At 65.0% G+C, this 18,352-nt stretch carries 18 protein-coding genes; 3 read left to right on the top strand and 15 right to left on the bottom strand.

Annotated elements, in window-relative coordinates; genetic code table 11:
- The first annotated feature begins 35 nt into the window (after positions 1–35).
- Both HZZ13_RS03460 and HZZ13_RS03465 read left to right on the top strand, forming a co-directional pair.
- Positions 36–776, top strand: a complete 741-nt coding sequence (locus HZZ13_RS03460; RefSeq protein WP_197958254.1) for an SDR family NAD(P)-dependent oxidoreductase — start codon at positions 36–38, stop codon at positions 774–776.
- Between the two features lie 264 nt (positions 777–1,040).
- On the top strand, positions 1,041–2,267 hold the full coding sequence (locus tag HZZ13_RS03465; protein ID WP_197958511.1) for an ABC transporter substrate-binding protein: 1,227 nt from the start codon (positions 1,041–1,043) through the stop codon (positions 2,265–2,267).
- Between the two features lie 121 nt (positions 2,268–2,388).
- Here the strand turns inward: HZZ13_RS03465 and HZZ13_RS03470 are convergent, their stop codons facing one another.
- The 8 genes from HZZ13_RS03470 to HZZ13_RS03505 form a co-directional block, all read right to left on the bottom strand.
- The gene (locus HZZ13_RS03470; protein WP_197958255.1) at positions 2,389–3,642 is read right to left on the bottom strand and encodes a TCR/Tet family MFS transporter; all 1,254 of its coding nucleotides are present in this window, start codon (positions 3,640–3,642) and stop codon (positions 2,389–2,391) included.
- The gene (der, locus tag HZZ13_RS03475) at positions 3,639–5,021 is read right to left on the bottom strand and encodes a ribosome biogenesis GTPase Der (RefSeq protein ID WP_197958256.1); all 1,383 of its coding nucleotides are present in this window, start codon (positions 5,019–5,021) and stop codon (positions 3,639–3,641) included. Before der ends, HZZ13_RS03470 begins: the two co-directional genes overlap by 4 nt.
- A 50-nt stretch (positions 5,022–5,071) precedes the next feature.
- On the bottom strand, positions 5,072–5,623 hold the full coding sequence (locus HZZ13_RS03480) for a hypothetical protein (RefSeq protein WP_197958257.1): 552 nt from the start codon (positions 5,621–5,623) through the stop codon (positions 5,072–5,074).
- Between the two features lie 31 nt (positions 5,624–5,654).
- Entirely contained in the window at positions 5,655–6,308 is a 654-nt protein-coding gene (locus HZZ13_RS03485) for a tetratricopeptide repeat protein (protein WP_197958258.1), read from the bottom strand.
- A 166-nt stretch (positions 6,309–6,474) separates the two neighbouring features.
- Positions 6,475–8,067, bottom strand: a complete 1,593-nt coding sequence (locus HZZ13_RS03490; RefSeq protein WP_197958259.1) for a class I adenylate-forming enzyme family protein — start codon at positions 8,065–8,067, stop codon at positions 6,475–6,477.
- Between the two features lie 73 nt (positions 8,068–8,140).
- A complete protein-coding gene (locus HZZ13_RS03495; RefSeq protein ID WP_197958260.1) occupies positions 8,141–8,725 on the bottom strand; it encodes an NnrU family protein in 585 nt (194 codons plus the stop codon).
- Positions 8,726–8,795: 70 nt separating this feature from the next.
- The gene (locus HZZ13_RS03500; protein WP_197958261.1) at positions 8,796–9,374 is read right to left on the bottom strand and encodes a UCP034077 family protein; all 579 of its coding nucleotides are present in this window, start codon (positions 9,372–9,374) and stop codon (positions 8,796–8,798) included.
- A 300-nt stretch (positions 9,375–9,674) separates the two neighbouring features.
- The gene (locus HZZ13_RS03505; RefSeq protein WP_197958262.1) at positions 9,675–11,297 is read right to left on the bottom strand and encodes a peptide chain release factor 3; all 1,623 of its coding nucleotides are present in this window, start codon (positions 11,295–11,297) and stop codon (positions 9,675–9,677) included.
- A gap of 175 nt (positions 11,298–11,472) precedes the next feature.
- Here HZZ13_RS03505 and sugE point away from each other — a divergent pair, with 175 nt between their 5' ends.
- Entirely contained in the window at positions 11,473–11,787 is a 315-nt protein-coding gene (gene sugE / locus HZZ13_RS03510) for a quaternary ammonium compound efflux SMR transporter SugE (protein ID WP_197958263.1), read from the top strand.
- Here sugE and HZZ13_RS03515 read toward each other — a convergent pair.
- From HZZ13_RS03515 to HZZ13_RS03545, 7 genes are all read right to left on the bottom strand, one after another.
- A complete protein-coding gene (locus tag HZZ13_RS03515) occupies positions 11,780–12,784 on the bottom strand; it encodes an inorganic phosphate transporter (protein WP_197958264.1) in 1,005 nt (334 codons plus the stop codon). The two genes, sugE and HZZ13_RS03515, sit on opposite strands and share 8 nt — an antisense overlap.
- A 9-nt stretch (positions 12,785–12,793) precedes the next feature.
- Positions 12,794–13,438 carry a DUF47 domain-containing protein gene (locus tag HZZ13_RS03520; protein ID WP_036000836.1) on the bottom strand — a complete coding sequence of 215 codons (645 nt, stop codon included), beginning with the start codon at positions 13,436–13,438 and terminating at the stop codon, positions 12,794–12,796.
- Positions 13,439–13,595: 157 nt separating this feature from the next.
- Positions 13,596–14,564, bottom strand: coding sequence for a branched-chain amino acid ABC transporter permease (locus tag HZZ13_RS03525; protein ID WP_197958265.1), 969 nt, complete (start codon positions 14,562–14,564; stop codon positions 13,596–13,598).
- Between the two features lie 2 nt (positions 14,565–14,566).
- Complete coding sequence (locus HZZ13_RS03530) at positions 14,567–15,430, bottom strand: branched-chain amino acid ABC transporter permease (RefSeq protein WP_025035788.1); 864 nt, start codon at positions 15,428–15,430, stop codon at positions 14,567–14,569.
- A 76-nt stretch (positions 15,431–15,506) separates the two neighbouring features.
- Positions 15,507–16,727 (bottom strand): ABC transporter substrate-binding protein, encoded by a 1,221-nt coding sequence (locus tag HZZ13_RS03535; RefSeq protein WP_197958266.1) that lies wholly within the window; start codon positions 16,725–16,727, stop codon positions 15,507–15,509.
- A 58-nt stretch (positions 16,728–16,785) separates the two neighbouring features.
- A complete protein-coding gene (locus tag HZZ13_RS03540; protein WP_197958267.1) occupies positions 16,786–17,532 on the bottom strand; it encodes an ABC transporter ATP-binding protein in 747 nt (248 codons plus the stop codon).
- On the bottom strand, positions 17,525–18,280 hold the full coding sequence (locus HZZ13_RS03545; RefSeq protein WP_197958268.1) for an ABC transporter ATP-binding protein: 756 nt from the start codon (positions 18,278–18,280) through the stop codon (positions 17,525–17,527). Before HZZ13_RS03545 ends, HZZ13_RS03540 begins: the two co-directional genes overlap by 8 nt.
- Between the last annotated feature and the right edge of the window lie 72 nt (positions 18,281–18,352).

Below are 18,352 nucleotides of genomic sequence, written 5' to 3' on the forward strand. Positions count from 1 at the left end.
CTTGTCCCGGCCGTCCACGCCTGTAAAACCCCGCCATGACCAAACCCCTCACTGACCGTATCGCACTCGTCACCGGCGCCTCGCGCGGCATCGGCTATGCCACCGCAATCGCGCTGGCCAAAGCCGGCGCGCATATCGTTGCCACCGCGCGGACGCAGGGCGGGCTGGAAGAGCTCGACGACGAGATCCGGAAAATTGGTGGCAGCGCTACCCTGGTGCCGCTCAACCTCACCGATTCCGACGGCATCGCGCGTCTCGGCGCCGGCCTGCACGAGCGCTACGGCAAGCTCGACATCCTCGTCGGCAATGCCGGCGTGCTCGGCCCCTCCTCCCCGATCGGCCACATCGAGCTGAAGACCTTCAACGACGTGATGGCGGTGAACGTCTCCGCGAACTTCCAGCTGATCCGCTGCATGGAACCGCTGCTCAAGCAGTCCGATGCCGGCCGCGCCGTGTTCATCACCTCGGGTGCCGCCAACAAGGCGACCGCCTATGTCAGCCCCTACGCGGCGTCCAAGGCCGCACTGGAGACGCTGGCACGCGCCTGGGCCCAGGAAACCGCAAACACGAAGCTGCGCGTCAATCTGTTCAATCCCGGCCCGGTGCGCACCCGCATGCGCGCCACCCTGATGCCCGGCGAGGATCCGGCGACGCTCGACACGCCCGAGCAGGTCGCGGACTTCATCGTGCCGCTGTGCGCGCCCGACTGGACCGAGACCGGCAAGTTCTACGACTACAAGACCCGCACCCTGATGAGCTTCCGCGCGCCGGCCTGATTGCCCTCGGATGCCATGCGAGGGCACCGGTCATACCGCCGAGCTCGAAGGCGGAAATCGCATTCAGATATCCAAGCTGACATCGGACGCGCTGAAATAGCGTCTCAACGCATTTTGTCCAAAAGTTAACCGATGGATGACGCTACGACGCAGCGTCATCCGGCTTTAGGTGCATTGCCGCCGGCCGTGGGACACGGTAGAGCGATCAATTGGAACAAGGCTCCCGAAGAGAGCCGTCCGCATATTTGACAATGGAGGAAGCCTATTATGACGATGCCCGCACGCCGCACCGCGGCTCTTCTGGCCTGTGCCGCTTTCGGCTTTGCCTCATCCGCCTTCGCGCAGGACAAGTCCATCAAGATCGGCGTGCTCAACGACATGTCGAGCCTCTATGCCGACATCGGCGGCCCGAACTCGGTCGCGGCGGTGAAGATGGCGGTCGAGGATTCCGGCCTCAAGGCCAAGGGCTGGACCATCGAGGTGCTCTCCGGCGATCACCAGAACAAGCCCGACATCGGCGTCAACATCGCCCGGCAATGGATCGACGCCGACAAGGTCGATGCCATCGCCGACACGCCGAGCTCCGGCGTTGCGCTCGCGGTGAGCAACCTCGTCAAGGAAAAGAACTCGGTGCTGCTCAATTCGGGTGCGGCCACCGCCGACCTCACCGGCAAGGCCTGCACGCCCAACACCGTGTCCTTCACCTACGACACCTACATGCTCGCCAACGGCACCGGCAAGGCGTTGACCAAGGCGGGCGGCGACAGCTGGTTCTTCCTCACCGCGGATTACGCGTTCGGCCATGCGCTGGAGCGCGACACCAGCGCCGTCGTCACCGCTACCGGCGGCAAGGTGCTCGGCGGCGTCAAGCATCCGCTGAACACGGCCGACTTCTCCTCCTTCCTGTTGCAGGCGCAGTCCTCCAAGGCCAAGATCATCGGACTTGCCAATGCAGGCGGCGACACCACCAACGCGATCAAGCAGGCCGCCGAGTTCGGCATCGTCTCCGGCGGCCAGAAGCTCGCCGCGCTCTTGCTGTTCATCAACGACGTGCATTCGCTCGGCCTGAAGACCGCCCAGGGCCTGACCTTCACCGAGTCCTTCTACTGGGACCTCAACGACCAGACCCGCGAATGGTCGAAGCGCTTCCAGAAGGTCTCGCCCAAGGGCTCGATGCCCTCGATGACGGTTGCGGGCCTCTATGCCGAGATCCTGCATTACCTGAAGGCGATGGAAGCGCTCGGCGGCAATCCGCATGACGGCGCCAAGGTCGTCGCCAAGATGAAGGAGCTGCCGACCGACGATCCGCTGTTCGGCAAGGGCCCACTGCGACAGGACGGACGCCGCCTCATCCCCGCCTATCTGTTCGAGGTGAAGAAGCCCGAGGAGTCGAAGGGACCGTGGGACTATTACAAGCTGGTCGCCACCATCGCGCCGGAAGATGCGGCCAAGCCGCTCAAGGACAGCGACTGCCCGCTGGTGAAGAAGTGACCGCGTAGCGGTCGTACAAATAGTGTTGACGACGTCATGCCCGGGCTTGTCCCGGGCATCCACGTTTGGCCCAACGAGAAAGAACGTGGATGGCCGGGACAAACCCGGCCATGACGAACAATCAGGTATTCCTCGTCCCACCCAGCGACCGCATCGCGATCGCCACGCACACCACCATCAGCACCGCTGCGAGCAGGAACGGTGCGCCGGGCAGATGCAAGGGCGCGCTGGCGCCGATGAAATAGGAAAATGTCAGCGTGAACAGGAACGGGCCGACGAGCTGCGACACGCTCTGCACGCTCGCGGTCGCGCCCTGCAGCTGGCCCTGCTGATCGGGCGCGACGAGCCGCGTCATCAGCGCTTGCGAGGCGGCACCGGAGATGCCCCACAGCGCCAGAATGGGAATCCCGAGCCACGACAGCGGTCCGGTCGGCGCGGCGCCGAGGACCACGAAGCCGACCGCGCCACAGCAGAGGCCGAGCAGCAGCGCGTTGCGCTCGCCGAGCGCGCGCACGATCGGGCCGATCGCAAAGCCCTGCGCCACCATGGCGCAGATGCCGACCATGGCGAGCGTCAGGCCGACCGTCTTGGAGTCCCAGCCGTAACGATAGGTCGCGTAGAGCACGAAGGTCGAGGGCAGCACGACGTGGGCGACCTGCGCGATGAAGTTGACGGTCGACAACGCCGCCAGCGCCGCGTTGGAGCGCAGCAGATGCAGCGCCCCGAGCGGATTGGCGCTGCGCCAGCGGAACGGGGCGCGCTTGTCGGGCGCAAGCGATTCCGGCAGCACGAACAGTCCATAAAGCGCGTTGGCGAAGCTCAGCGCCGCCGAAGCCCAGAACGGCAGGCGCGGATCGATATCGCCGAGGAGGCCGCCGAGCGCCGGCCCTAAGATGAAGCCGGCACCGAAGGCGGCACCGATGCGGCCGAAGACCGCCGCACGCCGTTCCGGCGGCGTGATGTCGGCGATATAGGCGAAGGCGGTTGAGATGCTCGCCGAGGTGATGCCGGAGATCACGCGGCCGATGAACAGCCACGCAAGCGACGGCGCCAGCGCCATCAAGACGTAATCGGCTGCGAGCCCGAAATTCGACAGCAGCACCACCGGCCGCCGTCCGAAGCGATCCGACAGCGCGCCAAGCACCGGCGAGAACACGAACTGCATCAAGGCCCAGGCGGTGCCGAACAGGCCGAAAATGCGCGCCGCATGTGCGGTGTCGTTGTCGACGAAGCTTTCGATCAGCTTCGGCAGGACCGGCATGATCACGCCGAGCGCGACCATGTCGAGCAGGATGGTGACGAAGATGAAGGCAACCGCGCCGCCCCTCGCCGGCGCTGCGCCCTGCACCACCGCCTCGCCGGCACCGTCGCTCACGACGGCCGCTTGCGCTTGTGCGCGAAGGGATTGGCCTTCTCGCGCAGTGTGATTCGCACCGGCGTGCCCGGCAGCTCGAAGGTCTCGCGCATGGAATTGGTGAGATAGCGCAAGTAAGACTGCGGCACCGCGTCGGCGCGCGAGCAGAACAGCACGAAGCTCGGCGGCCGCGCCTTGGTCTGGGTGATATAGTTCAGCTTCAGCCTGCGGCCGGAGACCGCGGGCGGCGGGTTGGCCTGGATCGCCTGCTCGAACCAGCGATTGAGCGCCGACGTCGGCACCCGCCGGTTCCAGATCGCATAGGCATCCTGGATCGCCTGCATCAGGCGATCGATGCCCTCGCCCATCAGGCCCGAGACGGCGACGATGGGCACGCCCTTGAGCTGCGGCAGCCAATGATCGGCATCGCGGCGCAGGCCAGAGATCGCGCCGCCGCCCTTGGTCTCCATCAGGTCCCATTTGTTGACGGCGAGGACGACCGCCCGTCCCTCGCGCTCGATCAGGTCGGCGATGCGCAGGTCCTGCTCCTCGAAACGGTTCTGCGAATCCATCATCAGCACGACGACTTCGGCAAAGCGCACCGCGCGCAGTGCGTCCGCAACCGAGAGCTTTTCCAGCTTCTCCTCGATGCGCGAGCGCCGGCGCAGGCCTGCGGTGTCGAACACGCGGAATTCGCGGCCCTTCCAGTTGATCTCGACCGCGATGGAATCGCGCGTGGTGCCGGCCTCGGGGCTGGTCAGCAGGCGCTCCTCGCCGAGCAGATGGTTGATCAGCGTCGACTTGCCGGCATTGGGCCGCCCGACGATCGCGACGCGGATCGGGCGCCTCGCCGCCTCTTCCTCGGAAAGCTCCGCGTCGTCCTCGTCCTCATCCTCGTCGTCGGGCTCGGGCATGAGCGTCGCGAGCGCGTCGTAGAGCTCGCCCATGCCCTCGCCGTGCTCGGCCGAGATCTGGATGGGATCGCCGAGGCCGAGCGCGAACGCTTCCATCGCGCCGGCATCAACATGCTTGCCCTCGCTCTTGTTGGCGACCAGCAGCACCGGCTTGTTGGCCTTGCGGGCGAAATCGGCGAAGGCGCGATCGGTCGGCGTGAGGCCGATGCGGGCGTCGATGACGAAGAACAGCGCGTCAGCCTGCGCGATCGCGGTCTCGGTCTGCTCCTGCATGCGCGCGGTCAGCGAGCCCCTGGCGCCCTCGTCGAGCCCGGCGGTGTCGATGATGGTGAAGCGGAGATCGCCGAGCCTGGCCTCACCTTCGCGGCGGTCGCGGGTGACGCCCGGCAGGTCATCGACCAGCGCGAGCTTCTGCCCAACCAGGCGGTTGAACAGCGTCGACTTGCCGACATTGGGCCGGCCGATGATGGCGATCGTGAAGGACATCGGTCATTCGTGCGCTGCCGGGGCTGCGCCTGTCAATGCAACGGAAAATATCAGCGCGAGAAGCTGCCGCTCGGCAGCGGCGCCGGGAAGGCGCTTTGCGATTGCTGCTGCGGAGCCTGGGCCGGCTGGGTCGGTTGCGCCTGTTGGGCCGGCTGATCCGGCGGCGGAGCGGTGGTGCGCTTGCGGACGATCTTGTGCTTGGGCGGCGGAGCGGATGTCGCCGGTGCGGCCTCCGGCTGCGCCTCGCCGTCGACCTCGCCGGCGGGTGCTTCGGCCGGCGCGGCCGCCGTGGCGGGCTGCTTGGTATGCTTTGCCTTGGCCCCCTTCGCAGGCTTGACCGGCTCCGGCTCCGCAGGCAGCGCCGCGACGGCAGGTGCGTTAGGGTCGGGCTGCTGCTGCGCGCCTTTGTACAGGTCCTTCGGCACGCCCTGCTCGAGTCCCGGCACGCCCTCGGGGAAGACCGGCTTGCGGTCGCCGGGCAGCTTCTTCTTGGTATCGAGGAAGTCGAGCAGGTCGCTCGGATCGAAGCTGGAGCAGCCGCCCAGGGCGCCGGTGAAGGCGATCAGGACGGCGGCTGCGATCAAGCGTGGCGTGCGGCGCATCTTGGTGTCTCGTTACGTCGGAGAACCGTCGTCAGCTTTTGGCGACGGGTGGCAACAAAGCCTGCAGCGCCTCGGCGCGCGAGCGCAGGCCGGGCGGCGTTTCGCCGTCTCCGTCAATCGCCTCGAGCCATTTGCGGGCTGCAGTCATGTCGTTGTTGCGCCAGGCCGAGAGCGCCAGCATCTCGCGGGCGCTGTGGCGGAAGGTCGATTTTGGCGCGGCGGACGCTTCCAGCCGCTGCTGGATTTCGGCGTAGCCGGCGCTGTCGAGCAGGAGGCCCGCGGCGCGGATCTTGGCCAGATCCTGCCACTCGCCGCCAATGCTGCGGTCGGCGGCAATGTCGTCATACATCTTCGCGGCGGCCTTGGGATCGCGGCTCGCTGCCTCGGCCGCAGCACGCAGCCGCGCCAGGGTGCGATAGCCGGACGGCGCCTTGGCGGCGAGCTCGGTGAAGGCCTTCTCGGCGTCCTCGTGCTTGCCCTGCTCGGACAGCTCGACGGCCTTCTCGAAGACGGCGCCAGCCTCGGCGGCCTTCTTGGCCTCGAAATATTGGTAGGCGCGCCAGCCGCCAACGGCGGCGACGATCAGCACCATCAGGGCGATGAAGTAGATCGAATACTTGTCCCACAGCTTCTTGAGCTGTTCGCGACGTACTTCCTCGTCGACTTCGTCAAATAATTCAGACACTTATGCTAATCCCATGCCCGTCCGGGTGCGCGCGCCAAGGCGTTCGCGTCAGGAATCCCGTCCCCGTGTGGCGGCGAGGTAGCCTAACGATATGGCGGTGGCAAGGCAAAGCGAGCCCGATCAAGGCGTTAACCACCCCGCAGAAGCCCGTGAAAGGCTCGCCGGCTCAGGTTCCGAGGCGCTCCCGCAGCTGCCGCTTCAACACCTTGCCGTTGGCATTGCGCGGCAGCGGCTCCGATGTGATCGCCATGGTCTCGGGAACCTTGTAGTCGGACAGGCGCTCGGCGCACCAGGCGCGCAGGTCCGTATCGGTCACCGGCTGTCGCGTCACCACCACGGCATGGACGCGCTCGCCCAGCACCGGGCAGGCCTTGGCGATGATCGCGCTCTCGACCACCGCCGGATGGCCGGCCAGCACGGATTCGACCTCGGCCGAATAGATCTTCAGGCCGCCGCGATTGATCATGTCCTTCTGCCGGTCGAACACGCGGACGAAGCCTTGCCCATCGACCGAGCCGAGATCGCCGGAGTGCCAGAAGCCGCCCGTGAAGCTTTCGGCGGTGGCCTTCGCATTATTCCAGTAGCCCTTGATGACGGAGGCGCTCTGGATCCAGAGCTCGCCGATCTCGCCGGGAGGCAGCTCGCGCCCGTCCGTCCCCATCGCGACGATGCGCGCGCCGGGACATGGCAGGCCGACGCTGTCGATGTGGGTCGCGGTCAGTTCGCCCGGCATGATGGTCGAGGGCGACGTCGTCTCGGTCGCGCCGTAGCAGTTCATCAGCTTCAGGCCGGGAATCTTCGCCTTGAGCCTCTCGATGGTGGCGACCGGCATCGGCGCGCCGCCGAAGCCGCCGATGCGCCAGCTCGACAGGTCGTAGACGTCGAAATCGGGCTGGAGCAGGCAGAGATTGTACATCGCCGGCACCATCACCGTGTAGGTCACGCGCTCGCGCGCGGCGAGCTTGAGGTAATCGGCGGCCTTGAACTCGGGCATGATGATCAGCGCGCCGCCACAGCGGATCATGGTGGTGATGTTGGCGACGACCCCCGTGACATGGCCGAGCGGCACCGCGGCGATCGAGCGATCGACCTGCGTCAAATGCAGGCAGGACACGAACACCATCGAGGAATGCACGATGTTGCAATGGGCCAGCATCGCGCCCTTCGGCTTGCCCGTGGTACCGGAGGTGTAGAGGATCATCGCGGTGTCCTCTTCGCTCACCTCGATCGGCGCCGATGCCGGAGCGTTTTCGGCGAGCACTGCGAAACGCGACAGGGCGGGATCGTCATCGATGGCAATGCGATGGATCACCTCGGGTACTTCCTTTGCGTCCGGCAGCCGCTCGGCGAGCGAGGCCTCGTGAATCAGGATCTTCGCGCCGCAATCGGCGAGCACATAGGCGATCTCCGGCTTCTGCTGGCGCGTACTGAGCAGCACGGTGACCAGCCCCTCATGCGCGGCGGCGAACAGCAGTAGCGGAAATTCGATGCGATTGCCGAGCAGGATGGCGACGCGATCGCCGCGCTGCAGGCCGAGCTTGCGCAAGCCCGCCGCGATCCGCGCCGCCTGCTCCAACGCTTGGCGCCAGCTCAGGCGGACGTTGCCGCAGATCAACGCTTCGCCATCGGCATTGCGGGCGCAGGCGTCCGCGATCATCGCCCACAGGCTCGATGGCCGATCGCAAAATGCAGGCACCACCCGATCGCCGAACCGAGCTTCGAGCCGCATCGGCGGGATCTGAGATTGCGACCAGTCCATCGGAATGCCCTCGGCTTGTTGCTCTTGTTATCTTCCCCGCATGGACATCCGGGTTTCGTCTTGTGCTGACCGGCTAGACCCCGATCACGGGAACACCGATCACGACTGGATGGAACGCGAAGGCCAGGGCCAGATAGGCGACCACGCCGACCGCGACCGCGATCAGATCGTTGGTGACGCCGCCGACCGGAATCAGCGGGCCGCCGGGGTCGGTGCGAGCTTTAAGCGAGATGCGGTCATAGACCGCCCAGGCGAGGAACGACCCGAACAGGATGATGGAGCCGAGATCGCCGTTGGCCAGCAGATGCGCGGCCGCCCACAGCTTGACGCCGGCCAGCATCGGATGCTTCAGCGTCGCGTAGATGCGGCCCCGCAAATACGAGGCGACCACCAGGATCACCGCGGGCAGCATCAGCGCGAGCGCGATGTGCTTCATCGCCTTCGGCGGATACCAGACGTCGATCCAGCCGGAGCTGCGGTAATGGGCAAAGCCCCAGATGATCAGCGCGAGCCCCGCGAGCGAGACCAGCGTGTAGAGAAGCTTGTAGGTCCCCTCGCCCAGCCTCGCGATCGCCTGCGCGCGTGCCTTTCGTTTCGTCGTAAAAATGTGGGTGGCGAAGAACAGCACCAGCCCCAGGATCATGACCAGCAGACCCACGACATCCTCCCCGCAAAGCAGCCCCCGCCACTGAGGTATCATCGATCGGCGGCCGCTCGCAACTGATGCGCTACTGGCCGATCGGCCGATTATCGACATAGCGGATCGCGATCGGACGCCCGGCCAGGGCGCCGCTGAGACCGCTGGTAAATTTCAACGGCAGACAGGCCTTCAGCGATGCATTGATGGCATTCAGATAGGTCGTCCTGATATCCGCCGGCACACTCGCAGTCGCGAAGGTCAGACGCGGCGGACCGATCAGGTCGCCGTCCCTGTTGAAGCTGAACCGCACCGACATCTGCATGCCTGCGCGCGCATGGTCCGATGGCGGCGACCAGCAGCTGCGCAGCGCTGCGAAGAGATCGCCGATCGTGTCGAGATCGTGATCGGGCTTCTGGTATTTGGCGCGGTCGGCCTCAGCGGGCACGCTCTCGATCGTGAGCTGGAGGTTCTGGCCGTAAGGGTAATCGATCTCGGGAATGCAAGGGCCGGGCTCGAGTGGGCTGCAATAGGACGGCGTGCAGGGTCGATCGTCGAGGACGCTGCAAGGCTCGTGCGCGAACGGAATCGGATTGATCTGGCGCGGCCGCGCGTCGACGGTGACGACCGAGATTGCCAGCAGGATGATAACGAGAATGCCGCGCCACATGGAGTGAGCTCGCAAGGTCACATGAGTCGAAGGTGGCATTACCTCCAACAACGTCAAGCCCGCGGCTGTTCACGTGCTCGCGTTCACGCACACTGTCGTCGCCCGGCTTGACCGGGCGGCCCAGTACGCCGAGACGTCAGTGACTGAGTAGATGGGCCGCAGCGTACTGGATGCCCCGGTCCCGGCTCCGCCAAGGCTACGCCGGGGCCACAAGGGTGCTCGGCCGCCGAAGCCTTGGCGAAGGCGGCAAGCCGGGGCATGACAGCCGAGGTTTTGGCTAGAGAGCGGCCAGCGCGCACCCTACCCCTTCTTCTTGACGTCCTTGACGTTGCTGAACTCGATGCCCTCGGCGCGCTCCCTGGTGTAGCCGAGGTAGAACTCGTTGCGGGCGAGATAGACGGGATCGCCGTCGACGTCGTCGGCGATGCTCGAATTATTGGCGGCGATAAAGCTGTCGAGCTTCCTGCGGTCCTCCGAGGAGATCCAGCGCGCCAGCTGGAACTCGCTGACCTCGAACTCGACCGGCAGCGAATATTCCGCCTCGAGCCGCGCCTTGAGCACGTCGAGCTGCAGCGCGCCGACCACGCCGACCAGTGCCGGGGCGCCATCGCGCGGGCGGAACACCTGCACCACGCCCTCCTCCGACATCTGCTGCAGCGCTTCCTTCAGCTTCTTCGCCTTCATCGCGTCGGTGAGACGGACGCGGCGAACGATTTCCGGCGCAAAGCTCGGCACGCCGACGAAGTTGAAATCCTCGCCATCGGTCAGCGTATCGCCGATGCGCAACGTGCCGTGGTTGGGAATGCCGACGACGTCGCCGGCAAAGGCTTCGTCCGCGACCGAGCGGTCCTGCGCGAAGAAGAATTGCGGGCTCGACAGCGGCATGCTCTTGCCGGTCCGCACGAGCTTGGCCTTCATGCCGCGGCTGAGCTTGCCCGAGCACAGGCGTGCAAACGCGATGCGGTCGCGGTGGTTGGGATCCATGTTGGCCTGGATCTTGAACACGAACGCGCTCATGCGCGGATCGGTGGCCTCGACCTTGCGCTGGTCGCTGTCCTGCGCGCGCGGCTCGGGCGCGAACTTGCCGAGGCCCTCCAGGAGGTCGCCGACGCCGAAATTGCGCAGCGCGCTGCCGAAATAAACCGGCGTCAGATGGCCTTCGCGGAACGCAGCCAGCTCGAACGGCTTCGACGCCGCGGTGACGAGCTCGAGCTCGTCCTTCACGGCGGAGACGTCGAGATTGGCGTTGAGCTTGGCCAGTTCCTTGATCGCGATCTGTTGCGCCGCGCCGGTCTTGGCGCCGCCGCCTTCGAGCAGGCGCACGCCGCCATTGACGACGTCATAGGTGCCGAGGAAGTCGCGGCCGCGGCCGACCGGCCAAGTCATCGGCGTGGTGTCGAGCGCCAGCGTCTTCTCGATTTCGTCGAGCAGCTCGAACACGTCGCGGCTCTCGCGGTCCATCTTGTTGATGAAGGTAATGATCGGGATGTCGCGCAGACGGCAAACCTCGAACAGTTTTCGGGTGCGCGCCTCGATGCCCTTGGCGGCGTCGATCACCATCACGGCGGAATCGACCGCCGTCAGCGTGCGATAGGTGTCTTCCGAAAAGTCCTCGTGGCCCGGCGTGTCCAGCAGGTTGAAGACGAGGCCTTCGAACTCGAAGGTCATCACCGAGGTCACGACCGAGATGCCGCGCTCGCGCTCGATCTTCATCCAGTCCGATCGCGTGTTGCGCCGCTCACCCTTGGCCTTGACCTGGCCGGCGAGGTTGATGGCGCCGCCGAACAGCAGCAGTTTTTCGGTCAGCGTGGTCTTGCCGGCGTCGGGGTGGGAGATGATCGCAAAGGTCCGCCGCCGCGCCACCTCAGCGGCAAGCGGGGAACGGGCCGGCGATTCGGCTGTGGTGGTGGCGATGTCGGACATGGCGGGAGCGTGTGGCAGGGAAACCGGGCCTGATCAAGCCTCATTTGGTGATTGCAGAGCCCTCCGGCCAGCCCCATATCGGCGCTTGGATATATCAGCCTTGGGGGAGGACGGCCTCCCCTGCCCATCAGCACCTCAGCCGCGGGGACGACCCTGCCTTGAATGGAGGGTTGTCATGGCCTGGAGCATCCTGTTCGTCGCCGGTCTTCTCGAGATCACCTGGGCGATCGGCCTGAAATACACCGAAGGCTTTAGCAAACTTGTTCCGTCCGCGGTCACGCTGGCGGCCATGGCCGGCAGCGTCATCCTGCTCGGGCTTGCGCTCAAATCCCTGCCCGTCGGAACCGCCTATGCAGTCTGGACCGGCATCGGCGCGGTCGGCACCGCAACGCTCGGCATCGTCCTCTTCGGCGAGCCGGCTGCGGCCTTCCGCCTCGTCAGCATCGGCCTGATCGTCGCCGGCATCATCGGACTGAAGCTCGTCACTTGACGAGCTGGACCAACCACCAGGTCAGCGCGGCCACGATGGCCGAGGCCGGGATCGTGATCACCCAGGCATAGACGATCGAGCTGGCAACGTTCCAGCGCACGGCCGAGACGCGGCGCGCGGCGCCGACGCCGACGATGGCCCCGGTGATGGTGTGGGTGGTCGAGACGGGAACCCCGAGATAGGTCGCCATGAACAGGGTCGCCGCGCCTCCGGTCTCGGCGCAAAAGCCCTGCATCGGCGTCAATTTCGTGATGCGCAGGCCCATGGTGCGGACGATGCGCCAGCCGCCCATCAGCGTGCCCAGCGCCATCGCGGCCTGGCACGACAACACCACCCAGAACGGCACCGAGAACTCGCTGCCGAGATGGCCCTGCGAATAAAGCAGCACCGCGATGATGCCCATGGTCTTCTGCGCGTCGTTGCCGCCATGGCCGAGCGAATAGAGCGAGGCGGAGGCGAATTGCAGGATGCGGAAGGCGCGGTCGACCGCGAACGGCGTCGAGCGCACCGAGGCCCAGGACACGATCGCGACCAGCGCCATTGCGAGCAGGAAGCCGACCAGCGGTGACAGCACGATCGCCAGCACGGTCTTGGAAAGGCCGCTCCACACCGCGGCCGAGATCCCCGCCTTGGCCAAGCCGCCGCCGACGAGCCCGCCGATCAGCGCATGCGACGACGACGATGGGATGCCGAGCGCCCAGGTCACGAGGTTCCAGACGATGGCGCCGACGAGTGCTGCGAAGATCACCTGGGCGTCGACGACCGCGGGATCGATGATGCCGGTGCCGATGGTCTGGGCGACGTGCAGCCCGAACACCAGGAAGGCGATGAAATTGAAGAACGCGGCCCAGAACACCGCCAATTGCGGCCGCAACACGCGGGTCGAGACGATGGTCGCGATGGAATTGGCGGCGTCGTGCAGGCCGTTCAGGAAATCGAACAACAGCGCGACGGCGATCAATCCGACCAGGACGGGAAGACCCAACGCGGCATCCACGACGAGGCCCTACACCTGCTCGATAACGATGCTGTTGATTTCGTTCGCAACGTCATCGAAGCGGTCGGCCACCTTCTCGAGATGGTCGTAGATCTCGACGCCGACGATGAAATCCATCGCATTGCCGTCCCGATGCTTGAGGAACAGCTCCTTCAGGCCGATGTCGTGGAGATCGTCGACCCGGCCCTCGAGCTTGCCGAGTTCCTCGGTGATTGCGGTCAGCATGGCGACGTTCTTGCCGATCTCCTGCATCAGCGGCAGTGCGCGGCCGACCAGATTGGCGCATTCGATCAAGAGTCCGCCGATCTCGCGCATCGGCGGCTCGAAGCTGCGCACCTCGAACAGCATGACCGCCTTGGCCGTCTGCTGCATCTGGTCGATGGCATCGTCCAGCGACGTGATCAGGTTCTTGATGTCGCCGCGGTCGAACGGGGTGATGAAGGTGCGGCGCACCGCCGTCAGCACCTCGCGGGTGATGTTGTCCGCGTCGTTCTCGAACTGGTTGACGCGCTGGCAATAGACCGGCGTCTCCTCGCCCCCGTTGAGCATGCCCTGCAGCGCGACTGCGCCCTGAATCACGGTCTGGGCATGGCGGTCGAACAGGTCGAAGAACCGCTCTTCCCTGGGCAGGAACGCACGAAACCATCGCATCATGGGATAGGCTACCGGTTGGAAAATGGTCAGGCCCGCGAGGGTCTGTCATAAAACTGTCATAGACCATTTTCGATCCGGGCGCGTGCCGTCTCACGCCCGCGGAGCCGGGTCATCCACCGCTTTCGTGCATCAAAGAAGTTGATGCAATATCAGTTATTTAGAGCGAGCGCCGGAAGTAATGCGCGATTTCGCCGATGACGCCGCGGCGGAAGGTGAGCACGCAGACCACGAAGATCGCGCCCTGGATCACCGTCACCCACTGGCCGAAGCCCGCCAGATATTGCTGCATGGCGATGATCACGAAGGCGCCGACCACAGGACCGAAAATGGTGCCGAGCCCACCGACCAGTGTCATCAGCACGACTTCGCCCGACATCGTCCAGTGCACGTCGGTGAGCGAGGCGTTCTGCGCCACGAACACCTTCAGGGCACCGGCAAAGCCGGCGAGCGTCCCCGAAAGGACGAAAGCGAGGAACTTGTACTGGTCGGTGCGGTAGCCGAGCGAGATCGCGCGCTGCTCGTTCTCGCGGATCGACTTCAGCACCTCGCCGAACGGCGAGTTGATGATGCGGACGATCAGCAGGAAGCCGGCGAGGAAGCCAACCAGCACGACATAGTACAGCACCGTCGGCTTGGACAGATCGAGCACGCCGAACATGCGTCCCTGCGGGATGCCCTGGATGCCGTCCTCACCATGGGTGAACGGGGCCTGGAGATAGATGAAGTACAACAGCTGCGACAGCGCCAGCGTGATCATCGAGAAATAGATGCCCTGGCGGCGGATCGAGATGTAGCCGGTCACGATCGACAGCACGAACGCCGCGGCGACGCCGACGAGAATGCCGAGCTCCGGCGGCAGCGCCCAGACTTTCAGCGCATGCGCGCTGCAATAGCCCGCCGTCCCCAGAAACATCGCGTGGCCGAACGACAGCAAGCCGCCATAGCCGACCAGCAGATTGAAGGCGCAGGCGAGCAGCGCAAAGCACAGCGCCTGCATGACGAAGAACGGATAGACTCCCGTGAACGGGACCGACGCCAAGAGCAGCGCCATCACCACGAACACGATCATCTCGTCGCGCATCGCACGCGGGGTCGCAGGGAGCGTGTCGTCCGTCAGGGTTGTCATCTTTAGGCCGCCCTTCCCGTCAATCCCGTTGGCTTCACCAGGAGCACCAGCACCATCAGCACGAACACGACGGTGTTGGACGCCTCGGGGTAGAAATACTTGGTCAGGCCCTCGATCACGCCGAGCGCGAAGCCGGTGATGATGGAGCCCATGATCGATCCCATGCCGCCGATCACCACCACCGCGAACACCACGATGATGAGGTCGGCGCCCATCAGGGGCCGTACCTGGTTGATCGGCGCCGAAAGCACGCCGGCGAGCGCGGCAAGGCCGACGCCGAGACCGTAAGTGAGCGTGATCATGCGCGGCACGTTGATGCCGAAGGCGCGCACCAGGGTCGGATTTTCGGTGGCGGCGCGCAGGTAGGCGCCGAGCTGCGTCTTCTCGATCAGGAACCAGGTCGCAAGGCAGACCGCCAGCGAGAACACCACGACCCAGCCGCGGTAGACGGGTAAGAACATGAAGCCGAGATTCATGCCGCCCCTGAGCTGGTCGGGAATGGCGTAAGGCAGGCCCGAGGAGCCGAAATAGTTCTGGAACACGCCCTGCACGATCAGCGCGATGCCGAAGGTCAGGAGCAGGCCGTAGAGATGATCGAGCCCGGTCAGCCATTGCAGCATGGTCCGTTCCAGGATCATGCCGAAGATGCCGACGATGATCGGCGCCAGCAGCAGCGCCCACCAATAGTTGATGCCGCCGAGGTTCAACAGGAAATAGGCGACGAAGGCGCCCATCATGTAGAGCGCGCCATGGGCGAAATTGATGATGTTGAGCATGCCGAAGATGACGGCAAGCCCGAGACTGAGCAGCGCGTAGAACGAGCCGTTGATCAGTCCCACCAATAGCTGAGCGTAAAGAGCCTGCATCGATCCCGCACCCGGTCCCTTCTCGTCGTTCCCCCAAAGCGAGCCGGCGCCGTTGCGCCGGCTCGCATCGTCACACTTACTTCTTCACGAGCGGACAGACGCTCTCGGACAGCGGCCGGAACGCCTGATCCGCAGCCGTCGTACCGATCAGCTTGTAATAGTCCCAAGGCCCCTTGGATTCCTCGGGCTTCTTGACCTCGAACAGATAGGCCGGATGCAGCTTGCGACCGTCCGCACGGATCGTTCCCTTGCCGAACAGCTGATCGTCCGTCGGCATCTCCTTCATCTTGGCGACCACCTTGGCCCCGTCATGCGGGTTGCCGCCCATCGCCTCCAGCGCCTTGAAATAGTGCAGCAGGCCCGAATAGACGCCGGCCTGCACCATCGAAGGCATCGCCTTGTTCTTCATGCGCTCGGAAAAGCGCTTGGAGAAGGCACGGGTGCCGTCATTCAGGTCCCAGTAGAAAGTCTCGGTGAAGTTCAGTCCCTGGGCGACCTTCAATCCGAGCGCATGCACGTCGGTGATGAACAGCAGGAGCCCCGCGAGCTTCTGGCCGCCCGAGACGATGCCGAACTCCGCCGCCTGCTTGATCGTATTGGTGGTGTCGCCACCGGCATTCGCCATACCCACGATCTTGGCCTTGGACGCTTGCGCCTGGAGCAGGAAGGAGGAGAAATCCGCCGTGTTGAGCGGATGCTTGACCGTGCCGATCACCTTGCCGCCCGATTTCAGGACCACGGCGGTGGTGTCACGCTCGAGCGCGTGGCCAAAGGCGTAGTCCGCGGTCAGGAAGTACCAGGTGTCGCCGCCGGCCTTCACCAGCGCCTGTCCCGTGCTGTTGGCCAGCATGTACGTGTCGTAGACCCAGTGGATCGTGTTCGGCGAACACTGCGCATTGGTCAGGTCGGACGTCGCCGCGCCCGTGTCGATCAGAATCGAGTTCTTCTCCTTGACGACATTGTTGACCGCGAGCGCCACGCCCGAGTTCAGCACGTCCATGAAAACGTCGACCTTCTCGACATCGATCCATTGCCGTGCAATCGCAGTCCCGATGTCCGGCTTGTTCTGGTGATCGGCCGAAATCAGGTCGATCTTCCAGCCCTTCGCGGTCAGGCCGGCATCTTCGATGGCCATCTGCGCCGCCAATGTCGAGCCCGGCCCGCCGAGATCGGCATAGAGGCCGGAATTGTCGGTGAGCACGCCGATCTTGATGGTCTTGTCCTGCGCCATCGCCACGCTCGCACCCGCGAGTGCGATGGCGGTGCCGAGCAACATCGTCGAAATGATCCGTCTCATGGTCGCTCCCAATACTCTCTTTCAATGCCTCATCAGCAAAATTCGCCGCCCCCGGCGCTCAGACGCCGAGATAGGTGTGGAGCTTGTCCATGTTGGCGGCAAGCTCCGAATTGGAAAATCCGTCAATGATCTTGCCGTGCTCGACCACGTAGTAGCGGTCGGCGACGGTGGAGGCGAAGCGGAAATTCTGCTCGACCAGGAGGATGGTGAAGCCCTCCTTCTTGAGCCGCGCAATGGTGTGGCCGATCTGCTGGATGATGACGGGTGCAAGGCCCTCGGTCGGCTCGTCCAGCATCAGGAAGCTCGCGCCGGTACGCAGGATACGCGCGATCGCGAGCATCTGCTGCTCGCCGCCCGACAGCTTGGTGCCCTGGCTGCTCAGCCGCTCCTTCAGGTTCGGAAACAGCTCGAAGATCTGGTCGAGCGGCAAACCGCCCGCACGGACCACCGGCGGCAGCATCAGATTCTCGCGGACGTCGAGGCTGGAGAAGATGCCCCGCTCTTCCGGGCAGAAGGCGACGCCCATGCGCGCGATTCTGTCGGAGGTCGCGCGGATGATCTCCTGGTTGTTGAACCTCACCGAGCCGGTGCGCTTTCCGATGATGCCCATGATCGACTTCAGCGTGGTCGTCTTGCCGGCGCCGTTGCGCCCGAGCAGGGTGACGACCTCGCCCGCGTTCACGTCGAAGTTGATCCCGTGCAGGATGTGAGACTCGCCGTACCAGGCTTCGAGGTTGCGGACTTGCAGGATGTTCCCGCCGGTCGCAGCCCTGGCCGGAGCCTCGGCGATCGCAGTGTCAGGCATGACCGGCTCCCAGGTAAGCTTCCTTGACGCGCTCGTCCTTGGTGAGCTCGGAGTAATGGCCCTGCGCGAGCACCTGCCCGCGCGTCAGCACGGTGATGATGTCGGACAGGTTGGCCACGACGCTCAGATTATGCTCGACCATCAGGATGGTGTATTTCGCGGAGATGCGCTTGATCAGCGCCGCGATCTTGTCGATGTCCTCGTGGCCCATGCCGGCCATCGGCTCATCGAGCAGCATCATCTCCGGGTCGAGCGCCAGCGTGGTTGCGATCTCGAGCGCGCGCTTGCGCCCATAGGGCATCTCGACCGCGGGCGTGTTGGCGAACTCGCTGAGGCCGACGTCGTTCAAAAGCTCGCGGGCGCGATCGTTGAAGCGGTTGAGCACGGTCTTGGAGCGCCAGAAGTCGAACGAGGAGCCATGCTGGCGCTGCAGCGCGACACGGACGTTCTCGAGCGCGGTGAGATGGGGAAACACCGCCGAAATCTGGAACGAACGCACCAGACCCATGCGGGCCACATCCGCCGGCGCCATCGCGGTGATGTCCTGCCCCTTGTACAGGATTTTCCCGGCCGACGGTTTGAGGAACTTGGTCAAGAGATTGAAGCAGGTCGTCTTGCCGGCCCCGTTCGGGCCGATCAACGCATGAATGCTCCCACGGCGAACCTTGAGCGCAACGTCGCGGACGGCGAAGAAGCCCGCGAACTCCTTGGTCAAGCCTTCCGTTTCGAGAATGAACTCATCGGCCAAACAGTTTTCCCCCTGCCCGCGCGCGGCGCGTGGCTGTCCTTGTTGCTTCGGCTGTCCGGAGGACTTGCAGCC

This window comes from Bradyrhizobium agreste (assembly GCF_016031625.1).
Lineage (GTDB): Bacteria > Pseudomonadota > Alphaproteobacteria > Rhizobiales > Xanthobacteraceae > Bradyrhizobium > Bradyrhizobium agreste.